An 18,833-nucleotide genomic window follows, 5' to 3' on the forward strand; every position below is an offset into this window, starting at 1 on the left:
TCAGGCCCCCGTCCCGGAAGCCTCGTCGTTCTGCCGCGTCCGGACGGTCCGGACGGACCGGGTGTCGAGCGACATCTCGTCGGCGACGGCCACGTCCTTCTTCAGCCGGACCGTCCCGTTCTCGTGGTCGACGTCCACCATCCGGCCGAGAAGGTCGGAGATCTCGGAGTTGCCGACCTGCTCGGCGAGCGCGACGGCCCGTCCGAGCCGGGCGGTCGCGCGCTCGTCGTCGCCGTCGCGGCGGGCGGCCAGCCCCTCCTGGATCGCGTCGGCCAGCTCCGACTGCCCGGTGTGGTGCGCGACGCGGGCGTTGATCCGGGTGGACAGCGCCTCGTCGTCGGTCCACTCGACCAGGACGTTCGCGTGCGCGAGCTCCTCGCCCGCGTCCGGCGCGACGAGCTTCACCCAGGCGGCGCGTCCCTGGCGTCCGACGTCACCGGGCGGGACGTCCACGCACAGGTGGTACTCGCGGCTCTCCGCACCCCACGCGCCGAGCGGGTAGTCGCCGATCTGGCCCTTGTCGACGCGCCGGTCCGTCAGGTCCTCGACGGTGGGGACCATCTGCTTGACGAAGCGGAGCCTGCCGTTCTGCGGCGTCCAGACGCGCAGCGCGAGGGCGGCGACGTGCTTGCCCATCGCGTCCTCGGTCATCCGCCGGAAGTCGTCCTCCAGGTCGGCCGGGTCGGGGACGTCGAGGAACCCGCCGAGCAGCACCGAAGTGATCTTGCGCAGCTCCGAGACGTCCCAGTCCGTCCCGACGCCGCGCGCGTCGCACCCGAAATGCCCCTCGCACGCGCGCAACGCCGCGTCCAGCTCTTCGGGCGTCTCGTGCTGGTTCTTACCGTCGGTGAGCAGGATCGCGTGCCGGACCTCCGCCGCCCCCGCCGCCTCTCCCGCCTCGTCCGTTCCGGACGTGAGCAGCCGGTCGGCGAGGCGCAGCCAGGACCCGATGGCGGTGCCGCCGGACGCCTCCAGCCGGGCCACGGCCGCGATCGCGTTCGCGCGGTGCCGGCCGTCCATCACGGCCGTCCGCTCGCCGCCCGCCGGGTACACCATGCGCGGGCTGTTGGCCCCGGCGATCACCGCGAACCGCACGCCGTCCCGGATCACCCGCAGCGCCGCGTCCGCCGCCCGCTTCGCCGCGCCCATCTTCCCGCCGTACGACATCGACCCGGACGCGTCGATGATGATCACTTCGGCGGCGCGCGGCGCGGCGGCGGCCGGGCCTGCCCCGCCGTCCGACTCCACCGTGACGACGGCGTGCATCTCGTGCCCGCCCGCGCCGAGGTACGGGTTCTGGTCGACCTTGATCGTGAAGGGCGGACGGTCGGTCATCGTCGTCTCTCCCAACTCGTAGCGGACACAGCGCTCGCCGCTCGCGCAGCTCCCCCTACCTCCGACGCGGCCCCCCGCGTCCCGGCCCCCTCACCGCCGGTTCCGGCCACTCCCGGCCGCGCCCCCGCCCCGCTCGGACGAGCCCGCACGCCGTCCGGGCCGGGCTGCGCGCCGGTGATCCCGTCCAGGCCGGGGCGCGCGCCGGTGATCCCGTCCGGACCGGGCTGCGCGCCGGTGACGCCGTCCAGGCCGGGCTGCGCGCCGGTCACGCCGTCCGGGCCGGGGTGCGCGCCGGTCACCCCGTCCGGGCGGGGGTGCGCGTCGGTGATCCCGTCCGGCGGCGGGAACGGGACGAGGACGGCGGTGACGTTGTCACGCCCACCCGCCTCAAGCGCCGCGTCCAGCAGCACCCGCACGCCCTCGACCGGATCGGTGCGCGAACCGAGGACCCCACCGAGGTCGGCGGGCTCGGGCAGGTAGTTCCACAGGCCGTCGCTGCACACCAGGACCACTCCGGGACCGTCCGGCGCGAAGCACGCCACGCTGGCCCCCCTGGCCTCCGCGTCCGCGCCGAGCCACGCCGTCAGCAGATGCGCCCGCCGATCGGCCCGCGCCGCCTCCGGGGACATCACCCCCGCGCGGATCATCTCCTCGGCCCACGAGTCGTCCCGCGTGAGCACTCGGCCGTCCGCTCCCCTCCAGGACGCGAACTCGACCGTCCCCATCCGCCCCCGCAACGCGTCCGCGGGTGTCTGCGGAGGAACGGGTGTCGAGGGAAGAGCAGGTGTCTGCGGAGGAACGGGTGTCTGCGGGGGAACGGCGCGCATCTGCGGAGAAGCGGGTGTAGGGGGAGGAGTGGCGCGCATTTGGGGGAGGTCGGCGCGCGTGACCTGCGGCGACGCGTCCGCGGACCGGAGGCCCGGGATCCAGTAGGCGCGGCTGTCCCCGACCCACCCGACCGTGACCTTCGCGGCGTCCACCAGCGCGGACACGTACGTGCACGCGGGCGTCCCGGAGGATCCGGCACCGAGCGCCGCGACCGCCTCGGCCGCGCCGTTCAACGCCGCGCGGGTCGCGCTCGCCGGGTCCGCCCCCGCCGCGACCTGCTGGGCGAGCAGCGTCGCGCCGGTCTCGGCGGCCACGCGCGACGCCTCGTCCGAGCCGGGCGCGGTCGCGACGCCGTCGCACACCACGACGCACACGGCCGCCGGGAGGACGGCCAGCGCGAACGCGTCCTCGTTGCGCTTGCGCCGCCGTCCGACGTCGCTGACGCCCGCACACGCCATGAGCCCGTCCGGGCCGGCGAGGGCCACCTCCACGTGCTCGCGCCCGGTCGGCTGCCGCAGGCCGCAGCGCCCGCAGTACCCGTCCGCGTCGATGGCCACCGCCCCGCAGTCCACGCAACGCGCGAACGCGGGCTTGGGAGCCGCCGCGGGGACGGGCTCACGGATGGCGGCGGGCTCAGGGATAGCGGCGGGCTCAGGGGTGGGGGTGTGGGGGTGGCCGCAGGATTCGCAGTAGCGGTCTCCGGGGTGGAGCGGGGTGGCGCAGGAGGGGCAGGGGACGGGGGTCATAGGAGCGTCCTCGGGCGGACGGCGTTCGCGCGGCGGACCATGGCGTGCCGGACGTCGGTCCGGTCGGCGAGCTTGGCCAGGTGGCGGTAGACGGTTTCGAGTTTGCGGCGCAGGTCCCGCTCGGTGAGCGGCGTGCCGAGGAGGCGGCCCGAGCCGTTGGCCTCGGCGGGCCGCTTGCCGGAGCGGAGCATCGCGAGCGCGGCTTCCAGGACCTCGGCGGTGAAGCGGTCGCGGCGTTCGGTGTCCAGGGGCATGTTCGTGAGGCGGCGGCCCGCGGAGATCAGGGTCGGGGCGTCCAAGTCGCCGGGCGGACGGCCCCGGACGGTCGTCGCGACGGCCGCGAGCTGCGCGGACACGTAGTAGCTCGACACGCGCGGCACCGAGTCGAGGACGTCCTGGGCGCCGAGCCGGTCGCCACTGGCCAGGCGCGTCCTCGCCAGCCCGAACGCGGCGCTGACGTAGGTCGGGTCGGTGCGCCAGACGGTCTCGTAGTGCGCGGCGGCCGTCCGGTCGTCGCCCTGGAGTTCGGCGCAGAACGCGAGCGCGAGCTTGGGCGCGAGCTCGCCCGGCATCAGGTCGTACAGGTCGTCGAAGGTCGCGGCGGCCATGCCGGGCCGGTTCCCCGCCAGGTCGTGGACGGCGCGGTACCAGTCGGCGCGCCAGTCGTCCTCGTGCTCGGCGCCGAAGGCGTTGATGATCTCGTTCGCGGCGGGCAGGTCGCCCAGCTCGATCGAGACGCGGGCGAGCGCGAGCCGCACCTCCGGCGACGCGGACGGCGCACCCGACAGCGCCGCCGCGAGGTCGCCGGGGTCCCCGGCGGACAGTCCGGCGAGGAAGCCGGCGGCCGGGTCGTCGGTCGCGACGAGCGGGACGGGCAGGGCCGCGGCGGCGGCGCCCGGGGTCAGCCTGCGCAGGATCGGCGCGTCGCCCTCCAGCTCGTCCTCGATGTCGGCGACCTCCGCGCCCGCCGCGTTCTGCTCCGGCCCGAACAGCGGGGACGGCGCGGGCGGCACCGACACGCCCTCGGCGGACAGCACCTCGCGCAGCACCCCGGTGAGCTGCTCGGCCATCTCCGCCGCGCTCTGGAACCGGCGGGCCGGGTCGCCGTGGCACGCGCGCCGCAGCAGCCGGTAGTAGGACTCGTACCGCTGGAAGACCTCCACCTCGTCCCGCGGCGGCAGGCTGCGCAGGTGCCGCTTGGTGTAGCCGCGGAACGCGAAGCTCAGCACCGCCAGGGTGCGGCCGACGGTGTACAGGTCGGACGGCACGGACGGCCCGCGCGCGGCGATCTCCGGGGCCTGGTAGCCGGGCGTCCCGAAGATCGGGCTGCCGGAGTCGGACGAGCGCCGCACCCCGCCGAGGTCGATCAGCTTGAGCTGCTCCTCGCTCTGGATCGCGTTGTCCGGCTTGAAGTCGCAGTACAGCAGGCCGACGTTGTGCAGGTAGCCGAGCGCGCTCAGCACCTCCAGCCCGTACGCGATCACCTGCGGGAGCGGCAGCGCCGCGTCGTCGCCCGCCTCCCGCCGGTGGCTGAGCAGGATGTCCTTCAGCGACCGTCCGCCGACGTACTCCATCACGATGTAGCCGGAGCCGCCGTGCCGGACGAAGTTGAAGATCTTGACGATGTTGGGGTGCTCGACCTCGGCGAGGAACGCCCGCTCGGCGGTCGCGGCCGCCATCGCGTCGGTGTCGCCGACGTCCAGCAGGCCCTTGAGGACGACCCAGCGGCCGGACACGTTGTGGTCGCGCGCCAGGTAGATCCAGCCGAGCCCGCCGTGCGCGAGGCAGCCGAGCACCTCGTACTGGTCGCCGAGCGTGTCGCCGGGTTTGAGCTTCGGCGTGAACGAGAACGGATGCCCGCAGTTGCGGCAGAACCCCTCCGTCCGGCCCGGCTTGCCCTCGCGGGAGCGCCCGACCGGCTCGTCGCAGCGGCTGCAGAAGCGGCGGTTCTCCGGGACCTCCGGGTTCTCCATGATCGCGTCGGCCGGGTCCCGGTAGGGCACCGGCGGCACCTCGACCAGCCCCGCGCCGAGGCCGCCGCGCTGGCCCGGTCCGCGCGTCCCGGCGGATCCGCTGCCCCGCGTGGCCGTCCGGCCCGACCCGCGCGACCCGCGCGACCCCGACCCGCCGCTCCCGCCGGAGCCGGACCCGCCCGCGGACGCCCCGGCCGACCCGCCCACGCGCGCCCCCGCCATCACCGACCAGCCCGGCCGCCGTTCCGACCCGCCCGGCACCGTCGGCAACGCCCCGACCTCCCCACCCCCGTGACCGGCCACCCCGGACGCCGCGGACGGTCCGGACGCGGCAGCAGTCGAAGCCGAAGGCCCCGTCCCCCCGGCGGACTGCCCAGAAGCACCCCCGGACTGCCCAGAGGCGCCGCCGGACCCTCCGGATGCGCCGCCGGACTGGCTGGACGCGCCAGCGGACCGGCCGGACGCCGCGCCGGACTGCCCGGATGCGCCAGCGGACCGGCCGGAGGCCGCGCCGGACTGGCCGGATGCGGGGGCGGACTGGCCGGACGCGGCGGACTGGCCGGATGGGCTGGACGCGGTGGCGGACGGGGGTGGTGAGGTCGGCGCGGCGGAGGGGGTCGAGGGCGGGGTCAGGCCGCAGAGGTCGCAGAAGCCGTCCTCCTGGACGGTCCCGGAGCAGTCGGGCTGGGAGCAGGGGGACTGCTTGCTGCCGGTCATCCGCGGGTTCCCGTCTCGGTCTCGCACGCCCGGATGGCGCGCTGGTACTCGGCGAGCGCGGCGGTGGCCGCACGCAGATCGCAGGGGGCCGTCCAGAGCAGGTCGCGCGCCCGCTCGTGCAGGCCGGAGATCAGGGGGTCCTCGGCGAGGCCGAGCCGGCCGGCCTTGGCCTGGTAGGCCTGGAGGCGCCCGCGCAGCTCGGCGCGCCGGTCGAGGAGTCCGGCGGCGAGCGCGTGGTCGGCGCGGACGCGGTCCAGCGCCGTCGCGACGGCGCGGTCGAGGTCGGCCGAGCGGGCGGCCAGCTCACGCCAGCGGCCCTCGGCGCACAGCGCGGCGAGCGCGGCGAGCCGGTCGCGCAGCCCCGCCGACGGCTCGACCGGCTCCGGCAGCCCGGGCGAGTCGATCTTGGCGAGCGCGGTCTCGCGGGTCTCGCGCGCGGCCCGCTCCGCCTCGGCGACCTCGTCGATCGCGCCGGTGAGCCGGTCCACCAGGGCGGTGTGCCCGTCCCGCGCGGCGACCGCGTCGGCCAGCTCCGCGCGGACCTTCTCCAGCGCGGTGCGCAGCGTGTCCAGCCGCGAGGTGTCCGCCTTGGCGTCGCTGCCCGAGCCGCTGACCAGCGAGAGTGGATCGGTCCGGACGATCCGTCCGAAGGCGGTCAGCTCGCGGCCGATGCGGTCCAGCTCCGGATGCCGGACGCCGTCCAGCTCGTGCGCGACGCGCGCGGCGTCCCGCCAGGCCTCCTCCACGTCGTCCAGCGGCAGGAGCAGCGCCGTCCAGGCGTTGTCGGCCGCGACCACGACGGCGGCGGACTCCTCGTAGGCGTCCGACATCAGCTGGACGGCCTCGGCGAGCGTCACCCGCCGCCTGTCGGGGCCGAGCAGGGTGCGCTGGTCGAGCGGGACCTCGCCGTCCGGCAGGTCCACCGACGGCCCGCCGAGCATGATCGTGAGGATCTGCAGGAGGTCGGAGTCGGGACGGCCCGCGCCGTCGCGCAGCGCGGTCGCCTTGTCGAGGACGCTCGTGTAGGCGTCGAACAGCCGCCACAGCGTCGCGACCTTCCGCTGCGTCTCGTCCCAGCGCCGCCAGGTCTCGCCGGTCAGCCGCGCGCCCTTGAGCAGCCGCGTCCCCGCGTGCGATTCCAGGTCGAGCAGGGACGTCCTGATCCGTTCGGCGTCCGCGTGCAGCTGATGGAGGGCGTGGTCGACGCCCTCGCGGCTCATGGGCGCCGCCCCGGTTCCGCTCTCGTTCACCTCGGCCCCGTGTCCCTGCCCCGGTCCTCGCACCGACACCGACTTCGATTCCCGCCGCGGCTGGGGGGTTCCCTCTCGGCCGTCCGTCGCGTCCGCCGCCGAGCTTCGCCGTGCTCCGGCGTCCTTCGCCGTGCTCCGGCGTCCTCCGCCGTCCGTCCAGGATCGGGCCTACCCGCTCCGTTCAGTGTGATCCGGGGCACTTTCCGGCACAAGCGAGTTCCCCGCTACCGACATTTCGGGAGCTTCGTCGCCTATCCCCGTGAATCATGGTGAATTCCGGGCCCCGATCGTCGCTCCGGGGCCGTCCGGAACGGCCGCTGACCGCCTTCGGCCACCTCAGGAGGGTCGCCGCCGTTAGCAAAAACACACAGAGTCACGAGCGAACGGCTTGTGTCCGGGGAACGTCGTGGTGTGGAGTGACGTTCTGTAGGTGACGTCCCTCTGCGGGGGCGTGGGCTGAGCAGTCGATCGAGAGGAGTTGAGAGTCCGCAGTGTCGGACCCCAGTCATAGACCCGGTGCGTCATGCTGACCGCCGCACTGGGCCTTTTCGCAGTCATCCTGCTCACCGCCGCGACGGGGTACTTCGTCGCCCAGGAGTTCGCGTTCGTCGCCGCCGACCGGTCCCGCCTGTCGGCCGCCGCCGAGAGCGGCGACGCCGCCGCGGGCCGCGCGCTCCGGGTCATCGGGCGGCTCTCGTTCATGCTCTCGGGCGCGCAGCTCGGCATCACCATGACCACCCTCGTGGTCGGGTTCATCGCCAAGCCCGCGCTCGCCGAGCTCATCGAACCCCTCCTCGGCGCGACCGGCGTGCCGTCCGGCGCGGGGGACGCGATCGCGCTCGCCGCCGGATTCGTCCTCGCGACGCTCATCCAGATGCTGCTGGGCGAGCTGTTCCCCAAGAACCTCGCGCTCGCCCGGGCGGACGGCCTCGCCCGCGCGCTCGCCGCGTCCACGCTCGTCTACCTGACCGTCGCCGGCCCGCTGATCCGGCTGTTCGACCGGGCGTCGGAGAAGCTGCTGCGCGCCGTCGGCGTCGAGCCGGTCGAGGAGCTGCACAGCGGCGCGACGCTGGAGGAGCTGGGCGACATCATCGACCGCTCCGCCGGCGCCGGGCACCTGCCCGCCGACCTGTCCAGGCTGCTGGAGCGCGCGCTCTCCTTCGGCGACCGGACGGCCGACGAGGTCATGGTCCCGCGCCCGCAGGTGCGCTCCCTCGCCTCGGACGCCACCGTAGCCGAGCTGATCGCCCTGATCCGCGAGAACGGCAACTCCAACTACCCCGTCTACGGCCAGGACATGGACGACGTCATCGGCGTCGTCGGCGCCCGCGAGGTCGCCGTCGAGCGGCTCGCGCCGTCCACGCCGGTCTCGGCGATCGCCCGCCCGGCGCTCATGGTCCCCGGCAGCCAGCCGCTGTACGGGGTCATCGAGCGGATGCGCGAGGCGGGCGAGGAGTTCGCCTGCGTCGTGGACGAGTACGGCGGCCTCGACGGCATCCTCACCTTCGAGGACATCGCCGAGGAGCTCGTCGGCGAGATCATCGACGAGAACGACGCCCGCGAGGAGGCCCCGGTCGGCGCGGCCGACGGCTCCTGGCTCCTCGACGCCGGCCTCCGCGTGGACGAGATCGAGCTGACCACCGGCCTCGCCCTGCCCGAGGGCGACTCCTACGACACCGTCGGCGGCCTGGTCATGGCCGAGCTCCGCCGCCTGCCCCGGCCCGGTGACCGCCTGGTCGTCCCGCTGGGCGAGGAGCCGTCCGAACCCGACGGCCACGCCGAGATCGAGGTCGTCACGGTCGCCCGCCGGGTGGCCCGCCAGGTCCGCGTCCGCGCCCTGGCGCCCGCCGAGGCGCTGGCCGCCGAAGCGACGACCAAGGCTGAGACCAACGCGACCGCCAAGGCCGAGGCCGGGGCTGAGGCTGAGGCGACGGCCAAGGCCAACGCGACGGCCGAAGCCGAGGCAGAGGCGATGGCCGAGGCCGAGGCGCCGGCCAGGGTCCAGGCCGAGGCCAGGGCCGAGGTCGACACGATGGCCGGGGCCATGGCCGACGCGAGACCCGCCGCAACGGCCGAGGCCGTTGACGAGGCTTCTCCGCCGTCCGAGCACGTTCCCGCGCAGGGCGGCCCGGCCGACCCGGACGCGGGCGCGGACGCGCGGAAGGCGTCCGCCGTCGAACCGAGAACTGAGGACGCGTCGGCGATGGCGGCGTCCGGGGAGGGTCCGTGGATCCGCTGACCTCGCTTCTGATCACGGTGCTGCTGCTGGTCGGGAACGGGTTCTTCGTGGCGGCCGAGTTCGCGCTCGTCGCCGCGCCCCGTCCGCAGCTCGAACGCGCCGCCGCGCGCGGCAGCCGCCCGGCCGCCGCCGCGCTCGCCGGAACCCGCGAGCTGTCCCTGATGCTCGCGGGCGCGCAGTTCGGCATCACGATGTGCTCGCTGGGCCTCGCGATCGTCACGGAACCGGCGTTCGAGCACGTCCTGGAACCGCCGCTGCACGCGGTCGGCGTGCCGGAGGCGGGCGGCAAGGCCATCGCGCTCGCCTGCGCGCTCGGCGTCGTGACGTTCCTGCACATGGTCGTCGGCGAGATGGCCCCGAAGTCGTGGGCGATCGCGCACCCGCGCCGCTCGGCGCTGTTGCTCGCGCTGCCGTTCCGCGCCTTCGCGAAGGTCTCGCGGCCGGTGCTCGCGCTGCTCAACTCGGTCACCAACGGCCTGCTGCGGCTGTGCCGGATCACCCCGCGCGACGAGCTGGACGCCCCGACCGACGTCCGCTCCCTCGGTCACCTGCTCGGCGAGTCCCGCCGCCTCGGCCTGATCGGACGGCACGACCACGAGCTCCTGCGCCGGACGATCTCCGCGCGGGAGGCCACGGTCGCGCACCTGGTCGTCCCGCAGGACGAGGTGGCCACGGTGCCGTCCGACGCCACCGCCGCCGACGTCCGCCGGGTCGCCACCGCGAGCGGGCACAACCGCCTGCTCGTCCTCGGCGCGGACGGCTCGGGCCCCGGCATCGTCCACGTCCGCGCCGCCGTCACCGAGCCGGACCCGGACCGCCGCGCCTCCGAGCTGGCGCACCCGGCCCCGGTCCTGACCAGCGGGACGACCGTCCTGTCCGCCGTCTCCCTGATGCGCCGCTCGCGCGCCCAGCTGGGCGTCGTCTCCGGCGACGACGGCGCGATCACCGGCATCGTCACGCTGGACGACCTGCTGGCCGAGCTCCTCGCCGCCAACCCGCACTAACGACCACGCATCCGCAGCCGCAACCCCGTTGCGGCTGCGGACCATGCGTTTCTGTCGAGGTGCTGCAACGGATTTCGTGGTCCATGGTGTCCTCATGACGCCTCGACCAGACCCCGCCCGACGGACTCCCGCCTCAGCCCCCGACCACGTCCACAAAGGCGCGGGCAGCCACGACCACACGCACGGACACGTGCATGAGGTCGAGCGCGGCCACGAGCGCGCGCACGGGCACGGCCACGCGCACGGGCACGTGTTTGAGGACGGGCGCGGGCACGAGGGCGCGCCTGGGCATGGGCATGCGCACGGGCACGGGCTTGAGGGTGAGCGCGGGTACGAGGGCACGCGTGGGCACGAGCATGGGCATGCGCATGGGGTGTGGGGGCGGGTCGGGCACTTCTTTCGGCCGCATTCGCATGAGGCGGCGGACAAGGTGGATGCGGCGCTGGAGGCGAGCGCCGAAGGTATGCGCGCGCTGTGGATCTCCCTGCTCGTCCTGGCGGCGACTGCCGCGCTGCAAGCGGCCGTCGTCGTCCTGAGCGGCTCGGTCGCACTGCTCGGCGACACGCTGCACAACGCGGCGGACGCGCTGACGGCGATACCACTCGGGATCGCGTTCCTCCTGGGCCGCCGTCCTCCGACCCGTCGCTACACCTACGGCTACGGACGGGCCGAGGACCTCGCGGGCGTGGTCGTCGTGCTGACGATCGGGGCGTCCTCGGCGGTGGCCGGGTACGCGGCGTTGCAGCGGATGGCTCATCCACAGCCCGTGGCCCACCTGTGGACGGTCGCCGCCGCAGCGCTGATCGGGTTCGTCGGGAACGAGCTGGTCGCGCGCTACCGCATCCGCGTCGGACGCCGCATCGGGTCCGCCGCGCTCGTGGCGGACGGTCTGCACGCGCGCACCGACGGGTTCACGTCCCTGGCCGTCCTGCTGGGCGCGGCGGGCGCGGGCCTCGGCTGGACGTGGGCGGACCCGGCCGTCGGGCTACTGATCACCGTCGCGATCCTGGTGGTGCTGTGGCAGGCGGCCCGCGAGGTGTGGCGGCGCCTCATGGACGCCGTGGACCCCGAGCTCGTCGCCACCGCCGAGCACGCCCTCACCCACGTCCCCGGTGTCCTCGCGGTCGGGAGCGTCCGGCTGCGCTGGATCGGCCACCGGCTGCGCGCCGAGTGCGACGTGATCGTCGATGCCGCCAGCACGCTCGTGCAGGCGCACGACGCGGCCGTCCGCGCCGAGCACGCGCTGCTGCACGCCCTGCCGAGGCTGTCCGGGGCGCTCGTCCATCCCGATCCGCATCCCGGCGACGGTGTTGATCATCACGCCGCGCTCGCGGGGCACCGGAGCGCTCCTGGCCTGTGAGACGTTAGACATGGACGGAGAGGGAGAAATCCGGAGGGGTAGGTACGCGATTCCCCACGGAGACGGCGACCGGGATGGCAACGGTGGAGCACGCTGTGGACGAGACCGAGCGACTGCGCGAGCGGGTCGGCGAACTGTGCGCGGCGCTGATCCGGCGTTACGAGCGCCTGGAGGCCGAACTCCCGGAGACCGACCGTCCGCTGGGATGGTCCGGACGGCTCGCGACCCTGCGGGCGTTCGCCGAGGGTGACGCGTCCGCCGACTGGACGGCCCTCGCGCGCCTTCTGGTCGAACCGGAATCCGCGGACGAGGACTCGGCCCGCCTCGTCGACCTCGCCGGCAAGGACCCGGCGTCCGTCGTCAGGCAGATCACGGACGCCCTGGACGGCCGCATCCTCCTGCTGGCCCCGTCGAAGACCGAGGCCGCCGCCCTCCTGGAGACCCTCGCCGACCGCGAACTCCCCCTCCTGCTCGAAGAGATCGTCCCCCCGGCGCCGTTCCGCCGCCGCGAGGAGACCGGCACCGTCGAGTTCCGTCCGCCCACCCCGGCCGAAGCCGCCGAGCAGGACCCCTCGCTGCTCCCCGCCCTCCACCCGCGCCAGTCCTCGACCGGCACCGCCGAGTTCGGCACCCCGATTCCCGTCGCGGACGCCACGTCCCCGACCGTGGGCCTGCCGACCGTCGCCGACGAGGACCTCCCCGCCGCCGTCCCATCCAGCGATGCGACCCTGCGCCTGGAGACCATCCCCGACGACCAAGAGGCCGCGCCCACCCCGGACGCCCCCGTGCTCGACGCGAATGCCACGCGCACGGAGAGCCCGCACCCCGCCACCCTGGACGCCACCCTCACAGACCCGCCCCCCTCCGTCCCTGCCGCACCGACCGCGGAGAACGCCCCCGCAGAGGTATCGGACACCCCCGCGCACGACACCAACCCCACGGACGCGCACACATCGACCGGCCCCCTCCCCGACGCCCCCACCCGCGCAGACGACGTAAGCGCTACCGCGTCGGACGCGACAGCCCCGCACGCTGCGGCTTCAGACATCACCGCGACAGACGCCACCCTGGTGGACGCGCCCCCTTCCCACGCCGTGCCGCCTGCGGACGGCTCAGGTGCTGCCGCGGAGGACGCGCGCGCAGGGAAGTGGGACGGCGGCTCGCCTGACAGCACCGTGGTCGACATGGACGCGCCTGGCGATGGCGCCTCGGACGCGCGCGCGGAGGGCGCTGACGTAGCGGGCGCAGGCGATGTGGCGGACGGGGACGCGCCAGGCGGGGGCGGTTCGGACGCGCAGGCCGCGGGCTTGGACGGCGTTGCGGGCGTGGACGGCGCCGGCGTGGACGGCGTCGGCGTGGATGGCTTGGATGCTGTTGTTGCGGGGGCAGGGGCCGAGGGCAGGGACGCGGCGGAAGAGGCCGTGTGTTTGGAACAGGTTGTTCGGCGGATCGTCGTTCGGCCTGTCGGGGAGGTCTGGCGGGAGGACTGGGACCGGGAGCTTCGAGGCCTTCGGCTCGGTTTGCTGTGGTTGGAGCAGTGGCCTCGGGACGTCGCGACGGTCGAGCGGTTGCGCGAATCGGGCGTGCGGCGGCGGGAGGAGCGGGAGGCCGAGATCGCGGCGCTGGAGGCCGCGCTCGTCGAGCGGCGCGCGGAGCTGGTGTCCGCCCAGGGCGCCGTCGCGGAGGCCGAGGCCGAGCGGGAGCGGGCGGCGGCCGAGGAGGAGCGGGTCGCCGCGGAGGCCGTGGAGCCGCGGCAGGAGGCTGAGCGGCTCCAGGCGGAGGCGAACGAGGCCGCGGCGAGAGCCGGTGAGGCGGCGCGGGTCGCGGACGAGGCGTACGCGCGCGTCACGGCGATCGACGAGCGGACCTCGCAGGCGCAGTTCGAGTTGGGCGCGGCCAGGGAGCAGGAGCAGCAGCTCGTGGCGGACCTCGCGCGGGCGCGCGAGGAGCTGCCCGCCGCCAAGGCGGAGACCGAGCGGCTCGTGTCGCAGGACAGCAACGCCATAGCGGAGGGGCACGCGTCGTACTACCGCGTCCGGGCGGCGGAGTCGGCGGTCGCGGCCGTCCGGCAGAAGATGACGCTGACGCAGCGGCTGCACGTCGCGCCGTCCCCGCCCGAGTTGAAGAAGCTTCGCGCCGAGCTGAAGGACAAGGTCCGACAGGCGGACGACGCGGCGCGGCGCGCGCATGAGACGAAGGAGGCCGCGCAGCGGGCGGCCCAGCACCAGGCGGAACTGGAGCGGTTCCTTGAGGGCGGCGGCGAGCGGCTCGCCGCTGCCAAGCACGCGCAGACCAGGCTCGCGGACGAGCTGGCGCGGCTCGCGGCGGAACGCGAGGGCGCCGTGGCCGAGCACCACGAGCAGGCGCGGACGGCCGCGGAGGCCGCCGACCAGGCGACTCAGGCCGGGGCGTCGGCCCGGTTCGCCGAGCAGACCGCGCGCGCCGCCGAGGAGCGTCTCGCCGTGGCGCGGACCGCTCGCGAGATCGCCGAGGCCGCCTTGGAACGGGCGGAAGCCGATGTCGAGGCCGCCGCGTCCCGCATCACCGCCGCCGACGCCGCGCTCGCCGAGCGCCGGGCGTCCGCCGAGACCGAGAACGCCGAGGACGAGAAGGACCTCGCGGTCGCGATCGAGGCGGAGGAGCGTTCGCGCGGCCAGGTCGCGGCCCTCTGCGGCGACGAGGAGCCCGACAGGTGCCGCCTCCCCGACATCCAGGAGCGCGCGATGTCCCGGATCGAGGAGCTGGCCCGGTGCCTGTCGCTGCTCGCCGACAGCCCGCACGACGTCGATTCGGACTTCGGCCGGACGCTGCTGCGGAAGGCCACGGTCGTCGGCGGCTCGCCGTTCGCGGTGGCGTCGTCCGACCCCGGCGAGTTCGACGAACTGCTGGTCAGCGGCACCGAGCGACTCGATCCGGACGATCTGCTCGTCGGCGCCGTCCACGCCCCGCACTGGACGCTGCTCACCGCGTCGCAGGACGCCGCCGACACATCTCACTAGCGAAAACGCAAGGACGCCCCGTCCCTCAGGGAACGGGGCGTCCTTTCGCTTGTAGGGATCAGTCGTCGTCGTCCTTGTCGTCCCCGGGGATGAGGACGTGCAGGATCCAGCCGACGACGCCCACGACGATGGCGCCCCAGAAGGCGGGCCAGAAGCCGTCGACGTGGAAGGGCAGGCTGAACTTGCCCGCCAGGTAGCTGGTCAGCAGGAGCAGCAGGGCGTTCACGACCAGGCCGATGAGGCCGAGGGTGAGGATGTAGAACGCGCACCCGAGGGTCTTGATGATGGGCTTGAGGACGGCGTTCACCACGCCGAAGATCACCGCCACGCCGACCAGCGTCAGCGCGCGCTTCCCGGCGGTGTCGCCGGTGACGGTGATCCCGTGGATGAGGAGCTCGGCCACCCACAGCGCGACCGCCGTGATCGCAACCTTGATGATGATTCGCACGGTTATGATCCTCCCTCTCGGCGAGCGCCCCGGTCATCCCTCCGCGCGGCGATTTCCAGGGCGCGGGACTCCTCTGTGAGGACGACGCCGGCCGTCATCACTCGGCCCTGTCGAAGAACGGCGACGTCACGTCGATGCGCGGACCGGCCGGTCGGGACGGGCGCGGCGGCGCGCCGCCCTGTCCGGCCGCGGTCGTCGCCGCCGGTCCTCCCGCAGGACGCGCCGGAGCCGGGCCACCTGCACGAACAGGCGCCGGACCCGCTGCGGGAACGGGCGTCGGCCCGGTCACCGAGCCCCCGCCGGGAACGGGAGCCGCGCGGCGCCGCCCCCGGCGTCCGGCGGCGGGCTCCGGCGCCTCGCCCGCACGGGCGGCGGGAACCTCAGCCGGACGAACCGGACCATCCCCCCGCCGACCCCCGTCACCACGCCCGGGCCCATCACCACGCAACGGCCCATCACCACGCAACGGGCCGTCACCACGCATCGGGCCGTCACCACGCATCGGGCCGTCACCACGCATCGGGCCGTCACCGCGCATCGGGCCGTCACCGCGCATCGGGCCGTCACCGCGCATCGAGGTGTCGCCGCGCATCGAGGTGTCGCCGCGCAAGGGGACGTCGCCGCGGGAGGGTGCTTCGCCTCGGCGGGCGCGGGCCAGCTCGTCCTGGAGCTGCTTCTTCTCCAGTTCCAGGGTGGTCAGGGAGTCGCGAAGATCGCGGCGGTTCTGGAGCATGCGGCCGAAGCCGATCCACAGCAGGATCATCGCGAGGACGAAGACGGCCGCGGTCACCGCGCCGGCCAGGAAGACCTGCCACTGCGCGGTGACGCCGGGCACCTGGTGCCCGGCGAGGACGAGGTGCGCGGGGCCGGTGTCGTCGAGGACGACCGCCGCGCCGACGCCGACGGCCGCGAGGGCGAGGATCAGTCCGAAGAACAGCAGCAAGGGCGTTCTCCTCTCCGAGAGCGGGGTGCCCCACCATGCCAGATCTCTCCCGGTTTATGCCTGTTTTCGGAGATCAGCGCAGGTCAGCGGATTCGCCGCCGCTCCGGGCGGGTAGTGATCGTTTTCGACCGTCCGTTCACCGCCGCCGTTCGAAGCCCTAACAGGAGGCCCCTGATGACAGCCCCGCTGGCCGTCGTGTTCGACCTGGACGGCGTGCTGGTCGACTCCGAGCCGGTGTGGGAGGAGGTGCGGCGCGGCTACGTGGCCGACCGGGGCGGGACGTGGCGGTCCGACACGCAGGACAGGCTGATGGGCATGAGCACGCCCGAATGGGCCGAGTACCTCGCCACGGACGTGATCGGCGGCGACGCCACGGCCGATCAGGTCGCCTACGAGGTGATCGACCGGATGTCCGGCCGGTACGCCGAGGAGGTGCCGCTGATGCCCGGCGCGGTCGAGGCCGTCCGGCGGCTCGCGGATCTTTGCCCGCTGGGCCTGGCCAGCTCGTCACCGCGCGCGCTCATCGACATCGTGCTCGGGCATCTCGGCATCGCGGGCCTGTTCCGAGCCACCGTCTCCACCGAGGAGGTCGACCAGGGCAAGCCCGCCCCGGACGGCTACCTCACCGCCGCCGCGCGCCTGGAGGTCCCGGCCGACGGCTGCGTGGCCGTCGAGGACTCCAGCAACGGCCTGCGTTCGGCGCACGCCGCCGGGATGCGGGTCGTGGCCGTCCCGCATCCGCGCTATCCCCCGGCCGGGGACGCGATCGCGCTCGCCGCCGCGAAGATCACCACGCTGGACGAGCTGACCCCCGCCCTGCTCTCCAGCCTCTGAACGGCAGGGGCGGGAGCGGGTTATCCACAGGACGGGACGAAGGGCCGCGGCTGTCGGCGGGCGCTCGTAGTATGACTCGGTGGCTTCTCCCGAGGACGACGGGTTCCCGCCCCCGTACGACGAGTACCTGAGCGAGGCCGACCTCGCCTACGCCGACGCGGGCTACGTCCCGGCCGACCCGCAGGCGGAGGACTACGGCCCCGGCGGTCCGGGCGGTCCCGGCGGCGACGGCCATGACCACGAGGCCCCGCCGCCGCGGCCGGAGTACGGCACGCCGATCGAGGTGCTGAACCGCGTCTTCGGCTACGACGCGTTCCGGGACGGCCAGCAGGAGATCATCGAGCACGTCGCGAACGGCGGCGACGCGCTCGTCCTGATGCCGACCGGCGGCGGCAAGTCGCTCTGCTACCAGATCCCCGCGCTCGTCCGGAAGGGCGTCGGCGTGGTGATCTCGCCGCTGATCGCCCTCATGCAGGACCAGGTGGACGCCCTCCAGGCGCTCGGCGTCCGGGCCGGGTTCCTCAACTCCACCCAGGATTTCGAGGAGCGCCGCGTCGTCGAGGCGCAGTTCCTCCAGGGCGAGCTCGATCTGCTCTACCTCGCGCCCGAGCGGCTGCGCGTCCCGGCGACGGTCGAGCTGCTCGACCGCGGCACGGTCGCGCTGTTCGCGATCGACGAGGCGCACTGCGTGTCGCAGTGGGGGCACGACTTCCGGCCCGACTACCTCATGCTGTCCCACCTGCACGAACGCTGGCCGGACGTGCCGCGCATCGCGCTCACCGCGACCGCGACCCCGGCCACCAAGCAGGAGATCGCGACCCGCCTGAAGCTCACCGACGCCCGGCACTTCGTCGCGTCCTTCGACCGGCCGAACATCCAGTACCGGATCGTCCCGAAGACCGACGCGAAGAAGCAGCTGCTCCACCTGCTGAAGACCGAGCACGCCGGGGACGCGGGCATCGTCTACTGCCTGTCCCGCTCGTCGGTGGAGAAGACGGCCGAGTTCCTCACCGCGAACGGCATCGAGGCGGTCCCGTACCACGCGGGCCTGGACGCGTCCGTCCGCGCCGCCAACCAGTCCCGCTTCCTGCGCGAGGACGGCCTCGTCGTGGTCGCGACCATCGCGTTCGGCATGGGCATCGACAAGCCGGACGTCCGGTTCGTCGCGCACCTCGACCTGCCGAAGTCCGTCGAGGGCTACTACCAGGAGACCGGACGCGCCGGCCGCGACGGCCTGCCGTCCACCGCCTGGCTCGCCTACGGCCTCCAGGACGTCGTCAACCTGCGCAAGTTCATCGACGCCGGGGAGGGCGACGAGCAGCACCGCCGCCGCCAGTCGCTGCACCTCGACTCGATGCTGGCGCTGTGCGAGACGGTCGAGTGCCGCCGCGTCCAGCTGCTCAACTACTTCGGGCAGCCGTCCGAGCCGTGCGGCAACTGCGACACCTGCCTGTCCCCGCCCGAGTCCTGGGACGGGACGATCCCGGCGCAGAAGGTGCTGTCCACGGTCGTCCGGCTCGACCGGGAGCGGCGGCAGAAGTTCGGCGCCGGGCACATCGTCGACATCCTGGTCGGCAAGAAGAACGCGAAGATCATCCAGTTCGACCACGACTCGCTGTCGGTGTTCGGCGTCGGCTCGGACCTGCGCGACGTCGAGTGGCGCGGCGTGATCCGGCAGCTCCTGGCGCAGGGGCTGCTGGCGGTCGAGAGCAACTACGGCGCGCTCGTGCTGACCGAGACGAGCGCCTCGGTGCTCCGCGGCGACCGCCGCGTGATGATGCGCCGCGAGCCCGAGCGCGCGCCCGCGAAGGCCGCCGCCAAGTCGGCCAAGCAGCGCGCCGCCGCGGTGGAGCTGTCCGCCGAGGCCACGCCGATCTTCGAGCGGCTGCGCGCCTGGCGCGCCGCCACCGCGAAGGAGCAGGGCGTCCCGGCCTACGTGATCTTCCACGACGCCACCCTGCGCGAGATCGCCAGCGCCGACCCCGGCTCGCTGGAGGAGCTGAGCGGCATCAGCGGCGTGGGCGAGAACAAGCTGGCCAAGTACGGCGACCAGGTGCTGGAGGTCCTCGCAGGCGAAGAGTGACCCGCGCCTCCCGCATCCGCGCCTCCCGCGTCCGCCGCACCCACGCTCACGCGCACCCCGACCCCGACCCCGAA

Annotated in this window: 14 protein-coding genes; 7 read left to right on the forward strand and 7 right to left on the reverse strand. The window is 74.3% G+C overall.

Annotated features, from left to right (window positions below):
• From ACFPCY_RS34780 to ACFPCY_RS34790, 3 genes are read right to left on the reverse strand one after another with little or no spacing between them, the layout of a single operon-like run.
• Positions 1–1,335, reverse strand: a complete 1,335-nt coding sequence (locus tag ACFPCY_RS34780; RefSeq protein WP_378262488.1) for a VWA domain-containing protein — start codon at positions 1,333–1,335, stop codon at positions 1–3.
• Positions 1,332–2,909 carry a PP2C family serine/threonine-protein phosphatase gene (locus tag ACFPCY_RS34785; RefSeq protein ID WP_378262490.1) on the reverse strand — a complete coding sequence of 526 codons (1,578 nt, stop codon included), beginning with the start codon at positions 2,907–2,909 and terminating at the stop codon, positions 1,332–1,334. Before ACFPCY_RS34785 ends, ACFPCY_RS34780 begins: the two co-directional genes overlap by 4 nt.
• Entirely contained in the window at positions 2,906–4,912 is a 2,007-nt protein-coding gene (locus tag ACFPCY_RS34790; RefSeq protein ID WP_378262492.1) for a serine/threonine-protein kinase, read from the reverse strand. Before ACFPCY_RS34790 ends, ACFPCY_RS34785 begins: the two co-directional genes overlap by 4 nt.
• Positions 4,913–4,991: 79 nt before the next feature.
• Here ACFPCY_RS34790 and ACFPCY_RS34795 point away from each other — a divergent pair, with 79 nt between their 5' ends.
• Positions 4,992–5,177 (forward strand): hypothetical protein, encoded by a 186-nt coding sequence (locus ACFPCY_RS34795; protein WP_378262494.1) that lies wholly within the window; start codon positions 4,992–4,994, stop codon positions 5,175–5,177.
• 418 nt (positions 5,178–5,595) lie between these two features.
• Here ACFPCY_RS34795 and ACFPCY_RS34800 read toward each other — a convergent pair whose 3' ends face one another.
• Complete coding sequence (locus ACFPCY_RS34800) at positions 5,596–6,849, reverse strand: coiled-coil domain-containing protein (RefSeq protein ID WP_378262496.1); 1,254 nt, start codon at positions 6,847–6,849, stop codon at positions 5,596–5,598.
• 523 nt (positions 6,850–7,372) lie between these two features.
• Here ACFPCY_RS34800 and ACFPCY_RS34805 point away from each other — a divergent pair.
• Together ACFPCY_RS34805 and ACFPCY_RS34810 are read left to right on the forward strand one after the other, a co-directional pair.
• Positions 7,373–9,088 (forward strand): hemolysin family protein, encoded by a 1,716-nt coding sequence (locus ACFPCY_RS34805; protein ID WP_378262498.1) that lies wholly within the window; start codon positions 7,373–7,375, stop codon positions 9,086–9,088.
• A complete protein-coding gene (locus ACFPCY_RS34810) occupies positions 9,076–10,092 on the forward strand; it encodes a hemolysin family protein (RefSeq protein WP_378262500.1) in 1,017 nt (338 codons plus the stop codon). Before ACFPCY_RS34805 ends, ACFPCY_RS34810 begins: the two co-directional genes overlap by 13 nt.
• Before the next feature lie 133 nt (positions 10,093–10,225).
• Here the strand turns inward: ACFPCY_RS34810 and ACFPCY_RS34815 are convergent, their stop codons facing one another.
• On the reverse strand, positions 10,226–10,456 hold the full coding sequence (locus ACFPCY_RS34815; protein ID WP_378262502.1) for a hypothetical protein: 231 nt from the start codon (positions 10,454–10,456) through the stop codon (positions 10,226–10,228).
• Positions 10,457–10,522: 66 nt separating this feature from the next.
• Here ACFPCY_RS34815 and ACFPCY_RS34820 point away from each other — a divergent pair, with 66 nt between their 5' ends.
• The gene (locus tag ACFPCY_RS34820) at positions 10,523–11,452 is read left to right on the forward strand and encodes a cation diffusion facilitator family transporter (RefSeq protein ID WP_378262504.1); all 930 of its coding nucleotides are present in this window, start codon (positions 10,523–10,525) and stop codon (positions 11,450–11,452) included.
• A gap of 95 nt (positions 11,453–11,547) precedes the next feature.
• Entirely contained in the window at positions 11,548–14,451 is a 2,904-nt protein-coding gene (locus tag ACFPCY_RS34825) for a coiled-coil domain-containing protein (protein WP_378262506.1), read from the forward strand.
• Positions 14,452–14,509: 58 nt separating this feature from the next.
• Here the strand turns inward: ACFPCY_RS34825 and ACFPCY_RS34830 are convergent, their stop codons facing one another.
• Both ACFPCY_RS34830 and ACFPCY_RS34835 read right to left on the reverse strand, forming a co-directional pair.
• On the reverse strand, positions 14,510–14,899 hold the full coding sequence (locus ACFPCY_RS34830; protein ID WP_378262508.1) for a phage holin family protein: 390 nt from the start codon (positions 14,897–14,899) through the stop codon (positions 14,510–14,512).
• 97 nt (positions 14,900–14,996) lie between these two features.
• Complete coding sequence (locus tag ACFPCY_RS34835) at positions 14,997–15,842, reverse strand: hypothetical protein (protein ID WP_378262510.1); 846 nt, start codon at positions 15,840–15,842, stop codon at positions 14,997–14,999.
• A gap of 174 nt (positions 15,843–16,016) precedes the next feature.
• Here ACFPCY_RS34835 and ACFPCY_RS34840 point away from each other — a divergent pair, with 174 nt between their 5' ends.
• Together ACFPCY_RS34840 and recQ are read left to right on the forward strand one after the other, a co-directional pair.
• Complete coding sequence (locus tag ACFPCY_RS34840) at positions 16,017–16,676, forward strand: HAD family hydrolase (RefSeq protein WP_378262512.1); 660 nt, start codon at positions 16,017–16,019, stop codon at positions 16,674–16,676.
• Positions 16,677–16,755: 79 nt separating this feature from the next.
• Positions 16,756–18,759 (forward strand): DNA helicase RecQ, encoded by a 2,004-nt coding sequence (gene recQ, locus ACFPCY_RS34845; RefSeq protein ID WP_378262514.1) that lies wholly within the window; start codon positions 16,756–16,758, stop codon positions 18,757–18,759.
• Positions 18,760–18,833: the final 74 nt, after the last annotated feature.

This window comes from Actinomadura gamaensis (assembly GCF_042652125.1).
Taxonomy (GTDB): domain Bacteria; phylum Actinomycetota; class Actinomycetes; order Streptosporangiales; family Streptosporangiaceae; genus Spirillospora; species Spirillospora gamaensis.

Excerpts from the sequence above, each read along its gene's own strand:
- ACFPCY_RS34815 (WP_378262502.1), bottom strand. The coding sequence starts at position 10,456 with ATGCCCATGCTCGTGCCCACGCGTGCCCTCGTACCCGCGCTCACCCTC.
- ACFPCY_RS34805 (WP_378262498.1), top strand. The coding sequence starts at position 7,373 with ATGCTGACCGCCGCACTGGGCCTTTTCGCAGTCATCCTGCTCACCGCC.
- ACFPCY_RS34785 (WP_378262490.1), bottom strand. The coding sequence starts at position 2,909 with ATGACCCCCGTCCCCTGCCCCTCCTGCGCCACCCCGCTCCACCCCGGA.
- ACFPCY_RS34840 (WP_378262512.1), top strand. The coding sequence starts at position 16,017 with ATGACAGCCCCGCTGGCCGTCGTGTTCGACCTGGACGGCGTGCTGGTC.
- ACFPCY_RS34780 (WP_378262488.1), bottom strand. The coding sequence starts at position 1,335 with ATGACCGACCGTCCGCCCTTCACGATCAAGGTCGACCAGAACCCGTAC.